Raw genomic sequence first — 19,366 nt, 5'->3', positions numbered from 1 at the left:
ATCGGCGAAAAACCGGTCCGGGTGGGCCTGCAGTCGGGCGATGACGGAACCGGCGAGGCCGCGCCGGCGCATGGCGGCGAAGGCCTGATCGTTCAGCACATAGTCGCCGTGCCCGGCCCGCAGAAGCTCGAGGAAATTGAGCCGGCTCTTGGAAACCGTGGTGGCGAAAACAGTGAACGCATCGTTGCCGATCTGGGTGCAGACGCCGTTTCTGCCCTGGTGACGGGCGCCGGTATCGTCCACCGAAATCCACCGTCCGTGGGTCAGGCCCGCCCGCAGAACGTCCCGGGCCTCGGTGACGAACTGGTCGTTTGACGCGATGAGGATGCGCACCACCTGCCGCTGGGAAATCGCCACCCCCAGCCCTTGCAGCATCTCGACCAGGCGGGGCACCGTCGTCTGGCCCTGGTGGTATTGGGCGAGGATGAAGCGCTTGAGCGCGGGACCGAAGTGATCGGTGACCCCATCGGGCAGCGGCGCCAGCATCGTCACGCCGTCCGGAGTGATCCACCGTTCACGGTGATAGCACACCGTGCGGGCCTCGATCCTGAGCTCCTGGACCGTGAACGGCTGGGTGCCCTTGAACCGCGAGCCGGGCGGGACACCATCGACCGCGATCCGCCGCTCCTCGACCACGCCCGACGGCTTTTTCGGCCCGCGCCGCCGCTTCCCCTCGCGCCGGGGCCGTTTGTCCGTTGCCTTGTCCATGCCAGACGGCTTCAAGGGCGGCTTGATGTCCGGCTTGCCCTTCAGACCCTTCAGCCGCGCGATCTCGTCGCGCAACGCCCCGTTCTCCGACACCAGCCGGGCGTTCTCTTCCAGCAGGCCCAGCGTCAACGGCTTCAGCGTCGCCGGATACAGGGCATCAATGTCGAACGGCGGCTTGACCATGCCCGCAGCGAATCACGAACCGCGAGTTCGCGCAACCAAATGTGAGTCGCGACGCAGCCACCGCCCGCACTTCTGCCCCGGTTACCGTAGAAGGGCCTAAGCCTTTGATTTCTTTGCTCCCCCGTTTCGGGGAGCTTGATCTTCAACGATTTCTGGCGGGCGCACTGTGGCCACGGACGGCCGCCCCCGCACGTTCGCCAGGTATGGCGAAAGTGATCCGCTTGCCCGGCCCAACTTCTGAAACATTACACAGGTCCTTGACATTCCAGAGCGATTGATTCGGGCGGGCGCCGGTCCCTTGTCGTCAACAAGGGCTTGCGCACCGTTGTACTGTGGCCCGCCCACAGGCATCATATGGTCGGCCTTGCCGCCGCGCCGTTTCAAGGGTTGTGATCCGGGCTCAGTAGCATTGGTCCGCTCCGCTTGTCAGTTGTTGCAAGGGGCAGGAGCCAAAAATAGAGTGGACGCGGTCCAGATGTGCCATCACTTTGGAATTTGGATTTGATCACATGACCAGAGAGCTTGTGATTTACTGTGACGAATCAGCAAAGAAAGGGGTGCATTTTTCTAATTTTTACGGCGGAGCGCTTGTGGGTGGCGAAAATATAGATTTTGTTCGCCAAACACTCAACGATAAAAAAACAGATCTAAATCTTCATGGAGAAGTAAAATGGGTTAAGATTACGGAAAATTATAGGGATAAGTACATAGAGCTTATGAACGCATTTTTCGATCTTATTGATGCGGGGTCCGTGAAGGTCCGCATAATGTTCACCCAAAACCTACGTGAGCCCGTCGGGCTTACTGCAGATCAGTTAGAGAACGAGTACTTTTTACTATACTATCAGTTTGTTAAGCATGCTTTCGGCCTACAGCATTGTAATTTCGATGGGCAACCAGTATCAATTCGCGTGTATTTTGATCGATTGCCAGATACGAAAGAGAAGGTCGCTCAGTTTAAGTCTTACATATGCGGCCTTGAAAAAAACCCGTATTTCCGGCGCGCGCAGATCATCGTCAAAAGTGAAAATATTGCTGATGTCGTCTCGCACGAACACGTCGTTCTTCAGTGCCTTGATGTGATACTTGGGTCAATGAATTTTAGGCTTAACGATTTGCACAAAATTAAACCGGAAGGCCAAAGGATACGCGGCAAGAGAACCCGCGCAAAGGAAGAGGTGTTTAAGGAAATTAGCCGCAGGATCCGGTCAATATATCCAAACTTTAACATTGGCGCAAATACGGGCACCGTAGAGGCGTCAGATCATTGGACTCACCCATATCGGCATTGGCTCTTCATTCCAAGCAACCATCGAGTTCGCACCGATATGTCCAAGCACAAAAAGTAGCCCCGCCCGCACTATGCCGGAGGCGTATCCCAAGTAGGCACTTGAGACTTCGTGCAAGGCAGGGCCTATACCCAATATAGGTGGGAAGCGCCCCAATGTCAACCTTAACCCATTGACTTCAAAGGAACTTATTCTGGCTCGTTTTCAAGCAGTTAGGTGCGAATGTACCTTTTTCAGGCAAGCCAATGCCTGTTTCACCCCAACCAGCTGGACCGGATGACCGCGGGCCTGGACGCGGGCCGCGGGGAGGGACCGCGCACGCCGTGCGCGGATGGGGTGTCGGCAGCGCTGCCCCCTGGCGCCGTCTCATCATTGCCGGCCGTCACATGCGGCGCCGGCATGGGGGCAGAAAGGGGCAGCCCGCCCGCGTTGGCCCGGCGCCGAGCTTCCCATTCGGTCGGTCCCCAGCGGGCCGCCCCCAACGCCAGCAGCGCCGCCGTAGCATAGACGCGGCAGTCCAGGGCCTCGTTGCGCGGACGGGTCTTGCGCCACTCCCGCGTTTCGTAGCCCTTCCGGTTGGTGCCGGTGACCAGCTCTTCCGCCGTCAACTGCTTGAAGTACTCGGCCTCGTAGCCCTCCGGGAAGTGGCAATAGCCGGGCGGCACCCTGCCATCGTCGCCGCGCGTCAGGCGAAGGCGGCCATACAGCTCCCCCTTCAACAGGTCCACGCCAACCGTCCAGACGCGCACGCCGCGCGTGCGGGCGCGCCGGCCGGCGCCGGTCACCTCGGTGCGGGTTGCGGTGCCCAGGGCGGTCATCATGTTGGCGCGGCCCTTGATGGCCATGGCGAGCTTCTGCCCGGTCCTGCCGACCCAGCGATACACGGCCGGGGTCAGGAAGCCCGAATCAACGGCGATCCGCTGGACGGTCAGGGCATCGCCCCCGCCCTGGCGGCGCCAGGTGTGCCGAACGACCTGGTCCAGGGCCTGCCAGACCGCTTCGCCTTCGGGCGATCCGTCCAGAACGTGGTAGCTGATGGACCAGGACCGAAACCCTTCGCCCCATCCAACCACCTCGACCTCAATCCGGTCGGGCTGGACATCGGCTCCGGCCGTCAGCAAGGCGACCTCTTCGGGGACTTCGCCGGCCGTATAGCCGCCGCACCGCTCCCACAGGTGTTCCCAGGCGGGGGCCTCGCCCTGGTCCCGCCAGGTCTCCCCGAGCTTGGTATTGACGAACACCTGCATGCGCGCGGGCGAGTCCTTCGCCTTCTCGTGCTGGCGCGCCAGGTCCGCCCAGGACAGCCAGCCGACGGGCGAATAGAGCGAGCTGATATGGAAGCCGGCGGTCTCGCCGTCGCCATCCGCCTCCGCCCGCCATTCGCCCCGGGGGAGCATGGTCGCCTTGTCCGCGTTGACGATCACGCACCCGTTGTGCGCGCACTCGTAGAACGCCGTCTCCGGCGCCTCCTCGGTCCAGCGCATCTGATCCCAGGTCAGCACCTGGAATTCGCCGCAGTGGGGGCATGGGACCCAGAACCGCCGTTGGTCCGATTCCTGATAGGCCCGCTCGATCCGACTGTGGCCCTCGATCGTCGGCGTGCTGACCAGGAACACCTTGCGTCGGTGCCCGAAGGTCGCGGTGCGCTGCACCGCCAGGTCGATGGGATCGCCTTCCCCGTCGGCGTCGATGGGGTAGGCGTCCACCTCGTCCAGGAACAGGAACCGCACCGGCATGGACCGCAGCCCCACCGCGCTGTTGCCGCCGGTCACGACCAGCACCCCGCCGGGGAACTCCTTCAGCAGGGTTGTGTTGCCGGAGTCCCGGGACCGGGGATCCTTGACCAGGCCCGCCAGCGGCGGCGCCTCGACCAGGTCATCCAGGCGTTGGCGCGACCACCGCTTGGCGCCCTCGACGGTCGGCTGGACGGCCATGATCGGGCCGGGGTGCCAGTGGATGAGATAGGCCAGGAAGTTGTTCCCGGCCTCGGTGCCCCCAAGCTGTGCCCCCTTCACGAACACAACGCGCTGCCAGGGCGCCTGCGGGCTCAGGGCGTCCATGATGGCCCGCAGGTAAGGCGTGCGGTCGGTGCGCCAGGGACCGGGCTCCGCCGCGCTCTTGCTGGTCAGGCGGCGGTATGTGTCCGCCCATTCCGAGACGGTCAGCAGCGGCGGCGGCGCGGCCTGCCGCCGGTAGGCATCCCAGCACCAGGCGGCGGCATCATCCAGCATCGGCGAACACCTCCGGCGGGGCCTCGACCATGGCGGACAGCTGGTTCCGCACATGGGTTTCGAGGGCGTGAAGCATGGCGGGTTCGGACACGCCGAATTCGGCCGCCAGCAGCGGCGCCACCCGGGTGGGGAACTGTGACCAGGTCTCGCGATGGTGTCGCCCCAAGTCGCCGAACAGGCGCGCCACGTCCGCCTTGGGTAGGGTCTCCCCCCGTTCCCGCGCCAGTCGCATGGCCCGCTCTTCGGCCTTCAGGCGCTCGTGTTCGGTGCGCCAGGTGGTCAGGTCGCTGGGGGCGGCCCCGTGCGGCCCGTTTCGGAGCCCGCTGGGGGGCATCTCCGCCGCCAGGACCTTGAGGGCGCCCTCGCTCACCACGGCGCATCCCCGGCGGCGCGACGGGTCGATATTGGCGGCGTACCACGCCCGGGCCTCTGCTTCGTCCAGCTTGCCGCCTTCGCGCGTCGGCATGCCAGCCTGGACCAGTTGGGAGACACGGCCACGCGAAACCCCAAGACGGCGGGCGAACTCGGCTTTGGTGATGACGGCTCCGTCAAGGTCAATGTGGGGCTCGTCTTGGTTCTGCATAGTGTATAGCCCTGTCATGTTCAGTGCTGAGTTTAGCTTAATTCTTGCCCTGACGCTAGCGAAGTGCCTCGGTTCGAAATGCCCGCATCTCGCTTTTTTGGGAAGGACCCGAATCTCATTGGGAAGTCCTTTAGGTCCGACCTTGGTCCAACCGAGTCCAACCTCCTGACCAAGGTTGGACCGTCCGAAACCCGCAGAACGCCTTGCTTGGTCCAACCAGTCCAACCAGTCCAACCTATAAAGGGGGTCTTGCGCGCACGCCCGCGCACACACGCGCGCGAAACCCGAAGAAAAGGTTGGACTGGTTGGACCGGTTGGACTCCCCGTTGAAAACATTGCGTTTTCCCGAGTGCATAGGTTGGACCGAGGTTGGACCCTGACAGACCAAGGTTGGACCTTACCCTCCAAACTCCTCATCTTCTGGGTGCCAGGGGTTGCCGAGGCCATACATGCTCGCAAAATGATCGCGGCATTCCTCCAGCGTCGGGAGCACCCAACACCATTTCCGAACACCCCCGGCATTGGTCCGGATGACCTCCAGTGTCGGCACAAGGCGCCGGAGCTCCGTCCCCAGCTGCGTTTCGCTGGATCGCCGACGGTCCCCAGTGTGCTCCGACGCGCGCACATAATCCTCGAACAGCACGGCCTTCGGGATCGGGGCCACATACGGTCCCCAGCCCCATTGCTCCCCGTAGCCGTCCAGGGCGCGGACAGGCACGCCATCCATAAGTCGGTCGTACCACCAACGATGAATCGGCGGCATGCTGGCGGCCTTTTGCTCCGCCAGGGCCGCCGTCTGCGGGATGGCGCGCAAGTTCACTGTGGACAGGTCGAAGGCCAACAGGTCGGCAAGCAGCGCGGCCCGGCCGCCCTGGTTGTCCATCTCATCCATGATGGCCCCGAAGTATTCGGCGTTCTGTTTGGCATAGTCCGCCACGTCCAGGACCGCGAACCGGCGTTCATCACGGCCGGCGGGCACGACCCAATCGTGGTTGGACGTGATCAGCACACGGGTGAGATTGGGCAGCGGGATCGGATCGACGTTCTTCCGTTCGATCAGCTGGCGCGCGGACGTGATAAGCCCGCGCAAGCGGCCCTCCGCGCCTTTGTCGCCAGCCCAGAACCCTTCGTCCGCCTGCAACAGGAGGCAGGATTCCATGTGGCTGTTGATGGGGCCGGTCAGGTGCTTGGGTTGGTCCACCAGCACATAGTGATGGGCGAACAGCGAGCCGAAGATTTCGCCGACGATGGTCTTTCCCGTGCCCATCCCGCCCCGAAGGACAAGCGCCGTCCCCGGCTTCTTCTCCGGTTCCTGCACCATCTGGGCAAACCAGGCGAAGACCCAGCGGAAAAGGTCTTCGTCCCCGTCGCACGCGTTCGTCAACAGGTGGTCACGGAAGGTCGCATAGGTCCCCAATCCGGGCGCGACCGACCAGCCTTGCCACAGGTTCAGCCAGCCGTCCGGCGCCCCCTGGGGCGCGAAGGTGATGCCCTGGAAGGTCCGCCGGCCGGACCACTTCAGCCACACGTCGCCTATCGGCTTGTAGGCGTCACCACGCGGGATGAAGCGGTTGCCGAATTCTTCCCGGAAGGCCCGGGTCGTTCGGAACGCGGTCGTCGGCTTGCCATCGGCCCCGGTCGTGAACTCGACCACGCGGTTTTCGGCACCGATCTTGACCAGGCCGAACCGCTCATTCATCTCGTGCAACGGTCCGTCATCGTCGGGAGACTTGGCCTTGCGGCGCTGCTTCTTGGCCTTTTCGAAGTCAATGGGCTCGCTCATACCGCCGCGACCTCCTCTTGCATGAAGGTGAGGCGCGGCGTGTCGTCCCGACGTTCGGCCTTAAACCGACGATCCAGGCGGTCCGCCAGTTCATAGGTCGCGCACACCAGCGAGGGCGGGCCGGACAGGTGCAGGCGCAACGGCCGCCGGCCCCAATCCACAATCACCACACCGGCGCCGCGCGCCACCATCCAGGCCAGGGGGTCCGGGTGGACCGGCAAGGGTTCGTCCAGATACTTGGCCCGCTCGACGGCCTCGCGGTTGATCAATACCGCGTCGCCGACGCGACGCCACCAGCGGGAGGGGTCTCTCGGACGAAACGCGATCAGATCGGACGGCTCGAAGGTGGCGATGGCGAACAGCGGATCGTCGCCGTCGAGTGGAATCTGATCCGGCAGAACACAAACGGGCTCGCCATCGGGATGCGGCTCCCAGAAGGCACCAGAACGGGGCAGCGTCGCCCGGGTGACACCGTATCGGGTCGTGTTCGGCCAGCCCCGCAACCAGTTGATGGGCACGCCGAGAGACGCCAGCGCCAGGTCATGCTGTGGTGTGACCTGGGCGGCCATGTCCAGGAACTCGCCAATCAGGTCGATCATCGACACCCCCCGGCCCGGGCGGCGCGGAAGTCGGTTGCGATCAGGGTGCCCAGATGGTCCAGGGGATCGTCGGCCGGGGCGCATACCTCGCGGGGCGCGGGACCGGCCGTCCCGTCGGTGCCCGGCTCGATCCAGCGACGCCGGAACTGAGGGTTCCGCTCGGGATCGGCCATGTCGGCGAAACGGGCTGGGTCCGTCATGGGGCACCGTCCAGGCCCTGATGGATGGACCGGGCAACGGATAAATCCCAGCGCGGCGCTATCGCGTCCTGGTGACCTGAGGCCGTTTGAAAACGGCCTGTAACCCATTGTTTTTGCACGGGCGGCCTTCCTCGTGGTTCGAGGAAAAGCCAAACAAAATCAATTGTCTTCCTGGGACTCTGACTCCGTCAGTCCTGGTTCGAATCCAGGTCCCCCAGCCATTGATCCAATAGAGTTTTTCCGCCCTCTTTTGGAACCGGGCCGGTCAGCTTGCAGGATCCGGTCCCATCGCGTTCTCCAGCCGGGCCATGGGCTCTCGGCAAGGCGGGCGGTTCGGCCGATATCGCGGCGATAGAGGGTCTCGACGCTGCGGCTGGTCCTCCTCCGACCGAGTCTTCGGGGGACGACCACCGACCCGACAGGCCGTGTCGCCGCAGCCATTTGTGACTGAAGCAAATCGTCGTCGGGATCCGTCCAGGATCGCTCGGGATTTGCTTTGGACATCCGGGTTGGGTGATCGTGCCGTCCGAACACCCCAGTCGGTGCCTCCGCAAACCCGATCAGGTGGATTCGCGCCGCCGCGACAGCGCCCACAGGGCGATACCGACCAAGCCCAGGATCATGCCCAAGCCGCCGGCGATGTCCTTGACGCGGATGCGGGCCTCGGCCTCCGCCTGGGCCTCCAGCAGTGGGCGGATCTGGCGGGCGACCGCAGCCTCGACCCGCGCTTCCACGAGCGCCACCAGACGCTCCTCGGGTGGGTCCGGAAGGTCCTGAGGCGCGGGCGTCGTGACGGCGGCGGCCTCGGGCGCCGCGACGGCACCGAAGCGCGCCCCGTCCAGGGTGATGGACGCCATGTGTCCATCACCCACCTTCAGAGTGACGGTCACGGCCTGCGGGGCCGGCCCCTCCGGTGTGAACGAGAACCGGCCCTCGGCGTCCGTCCTACCCTCGAAGACGATCCGACCGTCCCCGGTGGTCGCGGTTACCGCCGCGTTGCGCGCCCGCCCGCCGCCGACAAAGAAGCCGTAGCCCGAAACCTCCCCCGCCTCGACGGTGGCGAACACCTTCATATTGTGCGCGACGGCGGGGCCAGCCAGCGGACCCAACAGAAGCACCAGTCCCAGGCACGCGGCGCGAATGCTCGGGGTGAACATACCGCCCGACGACCATGTCGTCGGCCCGGAGCCGCGCCCCCCGAAGGGGCGCAGCGGCGAGAAAAACAAAGACTCATCGTCACCGGTTCGTCGCAGTGACCACGAGACCGATGAGTCGATCCTATCGTCGGCCGGTATCATTGGCCCGCGCGCGGCATGTCGGTGGCCTTAATCCACATCAACGCGCCAGCCTCGATCGGCGCCTCTTGACCGTCAGGCGCGGTCATTGTCCCGTCGGCCTCGGTGAGCGCGGCGAAACCCCACCAGCCGGCCAGCGGCATGGTATAAGCGAACACGCCATGCGCGTCGGTCTTGATGACCTGGGTGACGAAGGCGTCGTTGGGCGGCGCGACGCGCCCGCCGTTGATGAACTCGACCTCGACCTCGGCGTGGGGCACCGGCGCGCCATCCTTGAGCACGACCCCGCGAAAGGTGTTGCCGGTCCATAGGCCTGTGGGGCGCGCCAGCGGCATGATCTCCACCGGCAGACCGACCAAGGCATCCCAGCCCTCACCCGAAGCCCAACTGTCGACCACGACCTTGGTGTAGTGGATGATGAACTTGCCCTCGGCCGGCTCCCAGTACGGCGCGGGCTCGACGAAGAACACGGCCGCGCCGGGCTCGGGCAGGGCGTGGGTGGCGGTCCAGGCCTGTGCCCCGTCGATCGGACGGGACTCCAGCGAGTCCGCCAGATCGTGCGCCTCGCCGCCGATCACCACGCCGAAGCGACGCGGCGCCTCCATGGGCATGACCGGCCCGCCGTCGACCGGATGGGTGAAGACCAGATCCAGGCTGACGGCGCCGCCCTCGGGCAGAACATCGGCCTCGGGGATCAATTCCTGGAAGTGGGCGGCCGCCGGCATGGCCAGCAGGGTCCATCCCGCCGTCAGGGCCGCCATCAGTCCAAGGCGCGGTGTCGCAGGCATTCCGTCTCTCCCGTCTTGATCTTGGTGGTGGGCACGAGGCTGCGGATCGAGCGTTCCGTATGAAGAACGAAACGAAACATCACACTCTGGAGCGACCTCTGTCAAGCACGGGGCGGACGCCGTGGGCTGTGCGGTTGCCGGCCCCGGCCGGGCGGACCATCATGGCGCGCCCCGCTCGCGCCGTCCCTCGGCCGCGCGCGCCCCCTGTCGGAGCCATGGACATGGAACGCGTCACCATCTCGATCGACGGCGACCTGTTGACCACCCTCGACGACCTGATCGCCCGGCGCGGCTACGCCAACCGCTCGGAGGCCGTGCGCGACATCCTGCGTCAGGCGATCGGCATCGACGGCCCCAACACCGCACAGGAGGAACGCAAGGCGCCCTGCCTGGGCGCGCTCAGCTACGTTTACGACCACGCCCGGCGCAACCTCGGCCGTCGCCTGATCGAGACCCAGCACCACCACCACGACCTGACGGTGGCGACCCTGCATGTCCACCTGGACCACAGGTCGTGCCTGGAGGTGGCGGTCCTGCGTGGCACCCCGGCCGACCTGCGCGCCCTCGCCGACAGCGTCACCACCCAGCGCGGCGTTCGGTACGGCGGGTTGCAACTGATTCCGGTAGCGCTTGATCCGGCGTGAATCGCGACGGCGGTTCAACCAAGCATCAAACATCTAAAGGGTGCCCCCCTCGAAACGCACTCAAAGCGTCATACGGCGGGCCATCAGAAAGAGTGACTCATCGACCTCGTGGTTACGGGCCGGGCCGGGCCGGACGGCGCCGGTCCGCGCGCCGAGCGACGCCTTAATTTTCGCTGATCGAAACAAATTTCTCATTATTCCATCCGGTCTGGTGTGACAGGGTACATAATCCCTTCATAAGAGAAGGGATACATAACAAAAGCGCGATATACGCGCGTAACGAACCAGGGGGGACGGAAGCCTAGGCTTCCGGCGTTTTCGCAACGCAGCATTCTTGACATCACGCCAATAGCGGCGCTGGTGAATGGTCTCTCCTGGCCGTCATGAATACAGAAACGAACCGGGAGGACACTTAACCATGATACGTTTCTTTCCTGATGCGGACTGGCTCCAACCGATGCGCGGCCTGCTGACGCTGGCCATGGTCGGCGCCCTGGGATTTGGACTAGCCGGAGGTTCGCCCGCCTTCGCCGACGATGACGACGATGACGACCATAAAGACAGCGCCCCCCTGACCGGCCTGGAGGCCTACTATCAGGCGCTGGACAAAGAACCCGCCTACGCCAGCAGCCACGAGGAGGCGGTCGCCAAGCTGGTGCAGAACCGCGACATCGCCATTCCCTACGACTACATCGCCACCCTGATGCGGATTCCGAACGCCTTCGGCGAGGGCGCGGCGTGCGTGGTCTGCCACTCGTCGAGCGATCCGGAGACCAGCTACCGGGGCCTTGATCTGACCACCTGCGAGGGCATCAAGACCGGGGCCACCCAACCGCCAGCGCGCCCCCTGTTCGAGCCGGGGAACGCCGGGGACAGCAGCCTGCGGCGCTACCTGCGCAACAACCGCATGCCTTACGGTGTGCCGTTCGACGCGCCGCGCGATACCGCGAACATCCAGACCATCAAGATGTGGATCGACGACGGCGCCCTGAACGACGACGTCTTCCAGGAGGACGTGCTGCCGCTGTTCAAAGATCCCATGGCGTTCGGCGGGTTTCAGCCCTGTACGGACTGCCACATGTCCAACCAGGAACCGCCCAGCTTCCACGAACTGGACCTGACCAGCTTCGAAGGCATCATGCTGGGGGCGGATGCCATCGCGCACGCCGCCATCGGCGAGGAGCCCACCAAGATCGTCATTCCGGGCGATTCCGCCGCCTCTCCGCTTTACCAGCGGTTGATCGAAAACCGCATGCCGGCCGGTATCGAGCCCAGCGAGAACCGCGACCACCCGAACATCCAGATCCTGATGCAGTGGATCGACCAGGGGGCGAAGTGCGAGTGACGCCCGCCGGGATGTCCGTGGAGAGGGGCGGCCGGCCTCGCCGGTCCGGCCTTCGCGCGACAGGCCGGCGGGGTGCCCGCCGTCGCCGTGGCGTGGCGCGGGACCACCGAAAACAGGACACTGGCGCCCGCCGCGATCCAGGGGGATCGGATCATCGTGGCCGGCGAAGCGACGGCCGAGGCCTGGAGCCCGGATGGGGCCCGGGCCTGGACATCGCCTCTGGCCATGCCCGCGAACTTCGCGCCGCGACCGGCGCCGGAGCACGTCGTGATCGGCGGGCGCAAGGGCCTGTCCGTGCTGGAGATGGCCGACGGGAGCACCGCCTGGCGGGCGACCCCGACCGAGGCCTTCGGCGCGCCCCTTGTGCATGGGAACCGCCTGCTGGTCGGCGACGGCTCCGATCTGGCCGCCTTCGCCCTGGCGGACGGCGCGCCGCTGTGGCGCTACACGGTTCACGGTAGCGCCGGCATCTTTTACGCGCCGGCCGCTCGCGGCGGAACGCTGTTCCTGGGCGCCGGTGACGGCCACCTGACGGCGCTGGACGCGGACAGCGGTGCGGTGCGGTGGTCCATCGACCGATTCGGACAATGGCAATATCTGCGTCAGATGGCGCTGACAGCAGACGGCGGCGTTCTGGTCGCCGGCGGGTACGACGACGCCGTCTACGGCCTGAACCCGACCGACGGCGCCATTCTGTGGCGCTTCGAGGCCGGCAACTTCATCAACAGTCAGCTTGTGCATGAAGGCGGGGTCTACTTCTGGTCCCCGACCGGCTGGGTGATCGGCCTGGACGCCCGGACGGGCGACCGGCGTTGGCGGACCCGCACCCACCGCTTCGGCTCCGACGGCCGCGCCGACTGGGCCCCGATCATGGCCGAGGTGCGGGCCTCCGGTCCCTGGCTGTGGGTCCTGGACATGGGCCACCGGCTGCACGTGCTGGACCGCGCCAACGGCCGCGAGGCGGCGGCCCCGGACCTGCCGTTCCGGGCGCGTCCGTTTGTCACCCCGACCGCCGATCCCGACCGTCTGGTGTTCGGCACGGTCGAGGGGGATGTGGTGATGGCACGAGTTTCGGGCTTGCCCACAGAGACCGGGCGGTGAAGATCGATCGTTTCGGGCCCCTGACTCCTCTCAATTTGGTGCCTCAGCGGCCAGGGCCTTCCGGTGCTTGCGGTTCATGCAAGCACATTGAACCTGGTGCGGGCCGCACGCAAGGCACGCGTGGGAATGGGGCGAAGGAGCGTGCCGACCGGCCGCGATTACGCCCCGACGAACGTCACCCGGACCGTCAGGCCGCGGCTTGGCGCGTCGTCCAATGCCAGCGTCCCGCCCCAGGCGGCCAGGATGTCCTGGGCGATGGCGAGCCCCAGGCCGGTGCCGTCGCCCCGGGTGTCCAGGCGCCCGCCCCGTTCCAGCATCGCCGCGCGCTGGTCGGCGGGAATGCCCGGGCCATCGTCGGCGACCGTCAGAACCGCGCCATCCCCGTCCCGCCAACCGGATAGCACCACGTCAGAGCTCGCACTCCGGGCCGCGTTCTCGATCAGCGCGCCCAACACCTCGGTCAGATCATCGGCGTCGATGGGCGCGACCAGATCGGCGGGCACGTCCTGCCGCCATGTGAGCCGCGCGCCGTCCGGGGTTCGCCGGACCACGCCGACCACACGATCCGCCACCTCGGCCGGACGGCAGGTGGCCGGCGTCAGGCCCGCCGCGATGCGCGCCCGCGCCAGTTCACGGTCGACGTGACGACGCATGGCGTCGGCGACCTGCTCGATCCCATCGGCTTCGGCCGTCTCGCCCCGCGCCCTCAGTCGCTCCACATCCCCGGCCAGCACCTGCAAGGGGGTCTTGAGCCCGTGCGCCAAGTCGGCGGCCCGGGCGCGGGCGCGCCGCACGTCGTCCTCCCGGGCCTCCAGCAGGTCATCGACCTCGGCGGCCAGCGGGCGCACCTCGTCGGCGAAATCCGTGCCCAGGCGCGTGGCGCGCCCCGAGCGCACGGCCTCAACGCGCGCCCTGATGGCGGCCAGGGGCCGCAGACCCACCGTGATCTGCGCCCAGCTCGCGCCGATCAGGACCAGCCCCAGAACCGCCAGATACGGCAGCAGGTCGGTCACGAAGGCCGCTGTCGCCGCACGCACCTCCGCCCGGTTCAGGGCCACGACTACGCGCGCGGCCTCACCGCCCAGCCGCGCCGGCAGGGTCACCCGCCGTTCCACCGCCAGAAGCGTTTCTCCGGTCGGTCCCGACAGCGGGTGTTCATGCACCTGACCGTCGGCCAGCACATCGTCCGGCAGGGTCAGTCGCGAATCCCACAACGAGCGCGACCGCAGCACCTCCGTTCCGGCGTTGACCTGCCAGTACAGCCCGGACAGTGGCCGGTCGAAGCGGGGATCGGCCGGCAGTCGGGTTTCGATCAGGGCGCCGTCGGCCGTTCTGTCCAGTCCCGCGATCACCTGATCGAGATGATCCGACAGCTCGGCCACGGCGCGCCGTTCGACGTGGCGCTCGAACAGCAGCGCGAGCCCGAGCCCGGCCAGCACCAGCGCCGCCGCGACGGAAACGGCGCCGGCCGCCAGCAGACGCAGACGCACGGACGAAAGAGAAAGCCGGACCATGATGACAGATCCCGTCAGTCGCCACCGTCGGCCAGGATATAGCCTAATCCGCGCCGGGTCTCGATGATCCCGGCGCTCAGCTTGCGCCGCAGGCGGGCCACCACGGCCTCCAGGGCGTTTGCCTCCCGGGAGTCGTCGTCACCGTGGCGCCCGTGGCCGCCCTCGTGACGTCTCCGAGCGCGGGATGGAACCGGTGTCGCGACACAGCCCTTGCGTCCCGGGGGGGCGGGTTCCTATAGTGGGAGTCGGAAGGCTGGCGGTGGACGGGCTCCTCGCCAACCCGGTCAGGTCCGGAAGGAAGCAGCCGTAACGAGTTTCGGTCCGGGTCGCCGTTCAGTCTTCCACTTCGCCGCGCCGCCTCACCCCCACAGCTTCGACAGCGATGACCGAGCCCCCCGCCGAGGCCCCGACCGATGCGCCGCCGGGTCCGCAAACGGGGTCGGAGACGGCTTATCGCGTGCTGGCGCGCAAATACCGCCCCACCACCTTCGATCAGCTCATCGGCCAGGAGGCCCTGGTCCGCACCCTGACCAATGCCGTCAGGAACGGCCGGCTGGCCCAAGCCTACATGCTGACCGGCGTGCGCGGCACCGGCAAGACGACCACGGCGCGGCTGATCGCCCGTGCGCTCAACTGCGTCGGCCCGGACGGCTCCGGCGGGGTGACGATCTCGCCGTGCGGGGTCTGCGAGCACTGTACCGCCATCATGGCCGACCGCCATGTGGATGTGTTGGAGATGGACGCTGCCAGCCGCACCGGTGTCAACGACATCCGCGAGATCCTGGACGGCGTGCGCTACCGGCCGACGTCTGCGCGCTACAAGGTCTACATCATCGACGAAGTCCACATGCTCTCCACCCCGGCCTTCAACGCCTTGTTGAAGACGCTCGAGGAACCGCCGGAGCATGTGAAGTTCATCTTCGCGACCACCGAAATCCGCAAGGTTCCGGTCACCGTGCTGTCGCGCTGCCAGCGATTCGACCTGCGCCGCGTGGACCAGGAGGAATTGGCCACCCACTTCGGCCGCATCGCCGAAAAGGAAGGGGGCTCGGTCGAACCGGCCGCGCTGGCTCTGATCGGGCGCGCCGCGGATGGTTCCGTGCGCGACGGGCTTTCGCTGCTCGACCAGGCCCTAGCCCATGGCGAGGGCGCGGTCACCGAGGACCAGATGCGCGAGATGCTCGGGCTGGCCGACCGCACCCGCGTGTTCGACCTGTTCGAGTCGGTCATGAAGGGCGACATCGCCGCCGCGCTGGAGCTTCTGGCGGCGCAGTACGCTTTGGGCGCCGACCCGCTGGTGGTCATGCAGGACCTTCTGGACCTGACCCACTGGCTCACGCGCCTCAAGGTGGTCAAGGGCGGCGAGGACGACCCCGCCGTGCCAGAGGCCGAGCGCACGCGGGGTCGCGACATGGCCGGCGGGCTGTCCATCGCCACCCTGACGCGAGCGTGGCAGATGCTGCTGAAGGGGTTGGGCGAGGCGCGCGCCGCGCACGATCCGTTGCAGGCCGTCGAGATGGCCCTGATCCGGCTGGCCTATGCCGCCGACCTGCCGCCCCCGGCGGAAGTGGTGGCCCGTGTTGCCGGGGACGGAAACGGTGGCGGGACTGGAGGTGCCGGCCCGGCGACAGGCGGCGGCGGCACTTCGGGACCGCGACCGTCGGCATCGGCGTCCGCCTCCGCCTCCGCCCCGACTGGGGGGCCAGCGGCACGGGCGGGACGCGATAACACCGTGGTCGCCCTGGCCGACAGCCGTCCGCTTCCGGCCGATCCGCCGCCCGCGCCAAACCCTGAACGGCGGGACGCGGCCCGAGCGGACGGGCCGGCCAGCTTTCAGGCCGTGGCCGATCTGGCCCGCGATCGACGCGAGGGCCGCCTGGCCAAGCACCTCACCCACGACGTGCGCTTGGTTCACTTTGAACCGGGCCGAATCGAGATCAATCCGGGCCCGGAGGCACCCCGCGATCTGGCCGGACGGCTGAGCGCGGCTCTTCAGGACTGGACGGGGCGGCGCTGGGTCGTCATGGTCTCCGACCAGCCGGGTGATCCGACGCTGCACGAGCAGCTTCACGCCAGCGTGCTGGCGGACCCCCTGGTGCGCGCGGTGCTGGAGGTCTTTCCGGGGGCCAGTATCGGCGCCGTCCGGACGCTGGCCGCCGACGCGGACGCACCGACCGACATGGTGGACGACGGCGGCGACGCCGTGGCCGCCGGAGAGTTCATCACAGAGCCCGATGAGGACGCGCCGGCCTTCGGGGCGTTCGGGGATGGTTTCGGAGACGACGACACATGAAAAACCTTGGCAACCTGATGAAGCAGGCCCAGGAAATGCAATCCAAGATGGCCGAGATGCAGCAAAAACTGCAGGAGATGGAGGTCTCCGGCAGTTCTGGCGGCGGCATGGTCGAGGTGGTCATCAGCGGTAAGGGGGACATGCGCCGCCTGTCCATCGACAAAGCCATCGTCGATCCCGAGGATAAGGAGATGATGGAGGACCTGATCGTCGCCGCCTTCAACGACGCCAAGGCCAAGGCCGAGGAAGCCATGAAAGAGGAAATGCAAAAAGTGACCGGCGGCATGAAGCTGCCGCCCGGCATGAACCTGCCGATGTGACGGCCGCTCGCGCCGGTCGCGGAAGGATCGGGCCAGGATGAAAACGGTTTTCGCCTCGTGGCAGTTCTGGGCACTGCTGGCCGCCGTGTTCGCCGCTCTGACGGCCGTCTTTGCCAAGATCGGCGTTTCGGACATCGGCACTGGCTTGGCGACCCTGGTCCGAACCTTGGTCGTGGTTGCACTGCTGACCGTGATCCTGACCCTGACAGGTGGGTGGCAGGGGATATCCGGGTTGTCCGGCCGTCCCGTCCTGTTCCTTGTGCTGTCCGGGGTGGCCACCGGCGCGTCGTGGCTGTGCTATTTCCATGCCCTGAAGCTGGGCGATGCGGCGCGGGTGGCGCCGATCGACAAACTGAGCGTTGTTCTGGTTGCGCTGTTTGGCGTTTGGATTCTGGGAGAGCGCCTCAGCACGATCAATTGGCTGGGTGTCGTCCTCATCACGGGCGGCGCTTTGCTGGTTGCGGTTTAGAGGGCCTGATGGACCCGGATTTTCGCCTCATGCCAGCGGTGTTGGGGGTCTATTCCCGATGAGCGTCCGAACGGAACCCGGATGTCGGGTGGCCGCGCCGTGACCGGTCCCGAAATCGACCGCTTGATGACCCTGCTGGCGCGGCTGCCCGGACTGGGGCCGCGTTCGGCCCGGCGCGTGGCCCTGCACCTGATCCAGAATCGCGAAACGGCGCTGCGGCCCCTGATGGCCGCCCTTGGGGACGTGGCGGAGCGGGTGCGGCCCTGCTCCATCTGCGGCAACTTCGACACCCGCGACCCCTGCGCCGTGTGCGCCGACCCGCGCCGCGACGACGGCCTGATCTGCGTGGTCGAGGATGTCGCCGATCTGTGGGCGATGGACCGCGCAGGCGCCTTCGCCGGCCGCTACCATGTGCTGGGCGGCGTGCTGTCGGCGCTCGACGGCGTCGGTCCGGACGACCTGACCATTCCCGCGCTGGAAACCCGCTGTGCCGTCGGCGCTGTCCGCGAGGTGGTGCTGGCCCTGGGCGCGACCGTGGACGGCCAGACCACCGCGCACGTCATCGCCGACCGGCTGGCCACCGTGGCCCCCGGTCTGACCGTGTCCTCGCTTGGACAGGGCGTGCCGGTGGGGGGCGAACTGGACTATCTCGACGACGGCACCATCGGGGCCGCCCTCAGGGCGCGCCGACCGGTCTGACCCCCGCCCGTCACTTCAGGTCCGTGGCCGTGCGGATCATTTCATCGGAGGTGCGGTAGACCGTCGCCGACGTCGAATACGCCCGCTGCGTGATGATCATGCGGGAGAATTCCTCCGCCAGATCAACCGTCGAGGCCTCCACGGCCGAGGGCTGGATGCCGCTGCTGGCGTTTCGATCCTCGACCCCGAACAGCGCCATTTCGCCGGCTTCCTCCCGATAGGTAAAGGAGGTGTTGCCTTCGTCCTGCAGGTGCTGCGGCGCTGTGAAATCGGCCAGCGCCACCTGAGACAGAATCCGGCTCTGGCCATTGCTGTAGCTGGCGGTCAACCGGCCGAACGGATCGATCCGAACCGACGAGATCATTCCCTGGGCGTATCCGTTGGCTGCCTGGTATTTCTCATGGGAACCGGCGCCGCCAAACTGGGTCATGCCAGAGAGGTCGAGGGTCACGTCCGATGGACCGTTCGCGAAGGGAATCGTCAGAACCGGATTGACCGCCGGAGACTGGTACTGACCGCGCCCGTCGAAGCTGACCGGCGTGGTGTCGGGCAGGACTTGAACACTGCCGTCCGGGCCGCGCACGGTGTAACTGACGGTCCACGCATTGCTTCCCGGGGCGCCGGGCTCCCAGGTCATCACCAGGGCATAGGGATCGTTCTCACCTTGATCGTTCGGACTGGACCAGAGATTGACCTGGAAGTTATGGCTCTGGGTCGAGTTGGCCTCGATGTTGCCTGCGAACGTGGCCTCGGTCGTGAGCGCCCCCGGCAGCGGATCGAGGCTGTTGACCTGAATCGGCGCCGGTGTACCGGTCGTGTCCACCGCGCCGTCCTCGTCGGCCGCCCATCCCAGGATGAACTGGCCGGCGGTCGTGGCGAGATAGGAATTCCCGTCGTCGCCCAGGGCGGTGGTTGTCGCCCCATTCCGGGTATAGTGCGGTGTATCGGAGAGGTCGAACTTCGGATTGGTGACGAAAAAGCCCCGACCGTTGATCGCCATGTCCAGCGCGTTGGACGTGGCGACGGTGACGCCCTGTTGCTCCATGCGCCGGATATCGACGCTCCCAACCCCAAGGAAAGTGCCCAATGCCGAGACGTGGTTGACCCTGTCCCTCAGATGGGCGTCGAACGCCTTGTAGCCTGTCGTGTTGACGTTCGCGACGTTGCCGCTGATCCGTTCCATGACATGCGACTGCGTTGCCATGGCCTGGGACGAGGTATGGAGGGCGGCGAACACACTCATGGTGCGGGCTCCGTGCGGAACGCGGGGAACGGACTCTTCCGTCGCTGACCGAAGCACACGCCGTGCCAGTGTGAGCCCG

The 19,366-nt window shown here is 66.5% G+C and carries 18 protein-coding genes, 1 other RNA gene and 1 pseudogene; 9 read left to right on the top strand and 11 right to left on the bottom strand.

The genetic code is table 11. The features are described from left to right. A partial coding sequence (locus tag BLS85_RS16445; RefSeq protein ID WP_143027208.1) for an IS66 family transposase occupies positions 1–891 on the bottom strand: 891 nt, incomplete at its 3' end. 509 nt (positions 892–1,400) lie between these two features. Here BLS85_RS16445 and BLS85_RS16440 point away from each other — a divergent pair. Next, the gene (locus BLS85_RS16440) at positions 1,401–2,240 is read left to right on the top strand and encodes a DUF3800 domain-containing protein (protein ID WP_092787827.1); all 840 of its coding nucleotides are present in this window, start codon (positions 1,401–1,403) and stop codon (positions 2,238–2,240) included. Positions 2,241–2,434: 194 nt separating this feature from the next. Here BLS85_RS16440 and BLS85_RS16435 read toward each other — a convergent pair whose 3' ends face one another. The 7 genes from BLS85_RS16435 to BLS85_RS16405 all read right to left on the bottom strand — a co-directional run bounded on the left by BLS85_RS16435 (position 2,435) and on the right by BLS85_RS16405 (position 9,659). Next, positions 2,435–4,411, bottom strand: a complete 1,977-nt coding sequence (locus BLS85_RS16435; protein WP_176793842.1) for a phage terminase large subunit family protein — start codon at positions 4,409–4,411, stop codon at positions 2,435–2,437. Then, the gene (locus BLS85_RS16430; protein ID WP_092787825.1) at positions 4,401–4,994 is read right to left on the bottom strand and encodes a hypothetical protein; all 594 of its coding nucleotides are present in this window, start codon (positions 4,992–4,994) and stop codon (positions 4,401–4,403) included. The genes BLS85_RS16435 and BLS85_RS16430 overlap by 11 nt, the downstream gene beginning before the upstream one ends. Before the next feature lie 397 nt (positions 4,995–5,391). Beyond that, positions 5,392–6,777: a primase-helicase family protein gene (locus BLS85_RS16425; RefSeq protein WP_092787824.1), complete on the bottom strand. Its 1,386-nt coding sequence runs from the start codon at positions 6,775–6,777 to the stop codon at positions 5,392–5,394. Further along, on the bottom strand, positions 6,774–7,376 hold the full coding sequence (locus tag BLS85_RS16420; protein ID WP_092787823.1) for a hypothetical protein: 603 nt from the start codon (positions 7,374–7,376) through the stop codon (positions 6,774–6,776). The genes BLS85_RS16425 and BLS85_RS16420 overlap by 4 nt, the downstream gene beginning before the upstream one ends. After that, entirely contained in the window at positions 7,373–7,576 is a 204-nt protein-coding gene (locus tag BLS85_RS16415; RefSeq protein WP_092787822.1) for a hypothetical protein, read from the bottom strand. The genes BLS85_RS16420 and BLS85_RS16415 overlap by 4 nt, the downstream gene beginning before the upstream one ends. 560 nt (positions 7,577–8,136) lie before the next feature. Beyond that, positions 8,137–8,733, bottom strand: coding sequence for a hypothetical protein (locus tag BLS85_RS16410; RefSeq protein WP_218128462.1), 597 nt, complete (start codon positions 8,731–8,733; stop codon positions 8,137–8,139). A 137-nt stretch (positions 8,734–8,870) separates the two neighbouring features. Next, positions 8,871–9,659, bottom strand: a complete 789-nt coding sequence (locus BLS85_RS16405; protein WP_092787821.1) for a DUF4198 domain-containing protein — start codon at positions 9,657–9,659, stop codon at positions 8,871–8,873. A 221-nt stretch (positions 9,660–9,880) separates the two neighbouring features. On the opposite strand from BLS85_RS16405, the gene nikR reads away from it, so the two are divergent. From nikR to BLS85_RS16390, 3 genes are all read left to right on the top strand, one after another. Then, positions 9,881–10,303: a nickel-responsive transcriptional regulator NikR gene (nikR, locus tag BLS85_RS16400; RefSeq protein ID WP_092787833.1), complete on the top strand. Its 423-nt coding sequence runs from the start codon at positions 9,881–9,883 to the stop codon at positions 10,301–10,303. A gap of 418 nt (positions 10,304–10,721) precedes the next feature. Beyond that, the gene (locus BLS85_RS16395) at positions 10,722–11,648 is read left to right on the top strand and encodes a hypothetical protein (RefSeq protein WP_143027232.1); all 927 of its coding nucleotides are present in this window, start codon (positions 10,722–10,724) and stop codon (positions 11,646–11,648) included. A gap of 72 nt (positions 11,649–11,720) precedes the next feature. Next, complete coding sequence (locus tag BLS85_RS16390) at positions 11,721–12,749, top strand: outer membrane protein assembly factor BamB family protein (protein ID WP_092787819.1); 1,029 nt, start codon at positions 11,721–11,723, stop codon at positions 12,747–12,749. Positions 12,750–12,907: 158 nt separating this feature from the next. Here the strand turns inward: BLS85_RS16390 and BLS85_RS16385 are convergent, their stop codons facing one another. Together BLS85_RS16385 and BLS85_RS16380 are read right to left on the bottom strand one after the other, a co-directional pair. Further along, positions 12,908–14,263, bottom strand: coding sequence for a sensor histidine kinase (locus BLS85_RS16385; protein ID WP_092787818.1), 1,356 nt, complete (start codon positions 14,261–14,263; stop codon positions 12,908–12,910). Positions 14,264–14,277: 14 nt separating this feature from the next. Next, a pseudogene (locus tag BLS85_RS16380) lies at positions 14,278–14,394 on the bottom strand (winged helix-turn-helix domain-containing protein); the annotation flags it as partial. Positions 14,395–14,510: 116 nt separating this feature from the next. Here BLS85_RS16380 and ffs point away from each other — a divergent pair. The 5 genes from ffs (at position 14,511) to recR (ending at position 18,044) form a co-directional block, all read left to right on the top strand. Beyond that, positions 14,511–14,609, top strand: an RNA gene (gene ffs / locus BLS85_RS16375) — signal recognition particle sRNA small type. Positions 14,610–14,645: 36 nt separating this feature from the next. Further along, positions 14,646–16,556: a DNA polymerase III subunit gamma/tau gene (locus tag BLS85_RS16370; protein ID WP_092787816.1), complete on the top strand. Its 1,911-nt coding sequence runs from the start codon at positions 14,646–14,648 to the stop codon at positions 16,554–16,556. Then, the gene (locus tag BLS85_RS16365; RefSeq protein WP_092787815.1) at positions 16,553–16,876 is read left to right on the top strand and encodes a YbaB/EbfC family nucleoid-associated protein; all 324 of its coding nucleotides are present in this window, start codon (positions 16,553–16,555) and stop codon (positions 16,874–16,876) included. Before BLS85_RS16370 ends, BLS85_RS16365 begins: the two co-directional genes overlap by 4 nt. Positions 16,877–16,913: 37 nt before the next feature. Continuing rightward, on the top strand, positions 16,914–17,345 hold the full coding sequence (locus tag BLS85_RS16360) for an EamA family transporter (RefSeq protein WP_092787814.1): 432 nt from the start codon (positions 16,914–16,916) through the stop codon (positions 17,343–17,345). Positions 17,346–17,444: 99 nt separating this feature from the next. Beyond that, on the top strand, positions 17,445–18,044 hold the full coding sequence (recR, locus tag BLS85_RS16355) for a recombination mediator RecR (RefSeq protein ID WP_092787832.1): 600 nt from the start codon (positions 17,445–17,447) through the stop codon (positions 18,042–18,044). Positions 18,045–18,054: 10 nt separating this feature from the next. On the opposite strand, the gene BLS85_RS16350 is transcribed toward recR, so the two are convergent. After that, positions 18,055–19,287 (bottom strand): flagellar hook protein FlgE, encoded by a 1,233-nt coding sequence (locus tag BLS85_RS16350; RefSeq protein ID WP_176793840.1) that lies wholly within the window; start codon positions 19,285–19,287, stop codon positions 18,055–18,057. Between the last annotated feature and the right edge of the window lie 79 nt (positions 19,288–19,366).

Source organism: Rhodospira trueperi (assembly GCF_900101965.1).
Taxonomy (GTDB): Bacteria; Pseudomonadota; Alphaproteobacteria; order Rhodospirillales; family Rhodospirillaceae; genus Rhodospira; species Rhodospira trueperi.
Note: the sequence above shows the minus strand (reverse complement) of the source record. Positions and strands in the feature narration are given on the sequence as shown.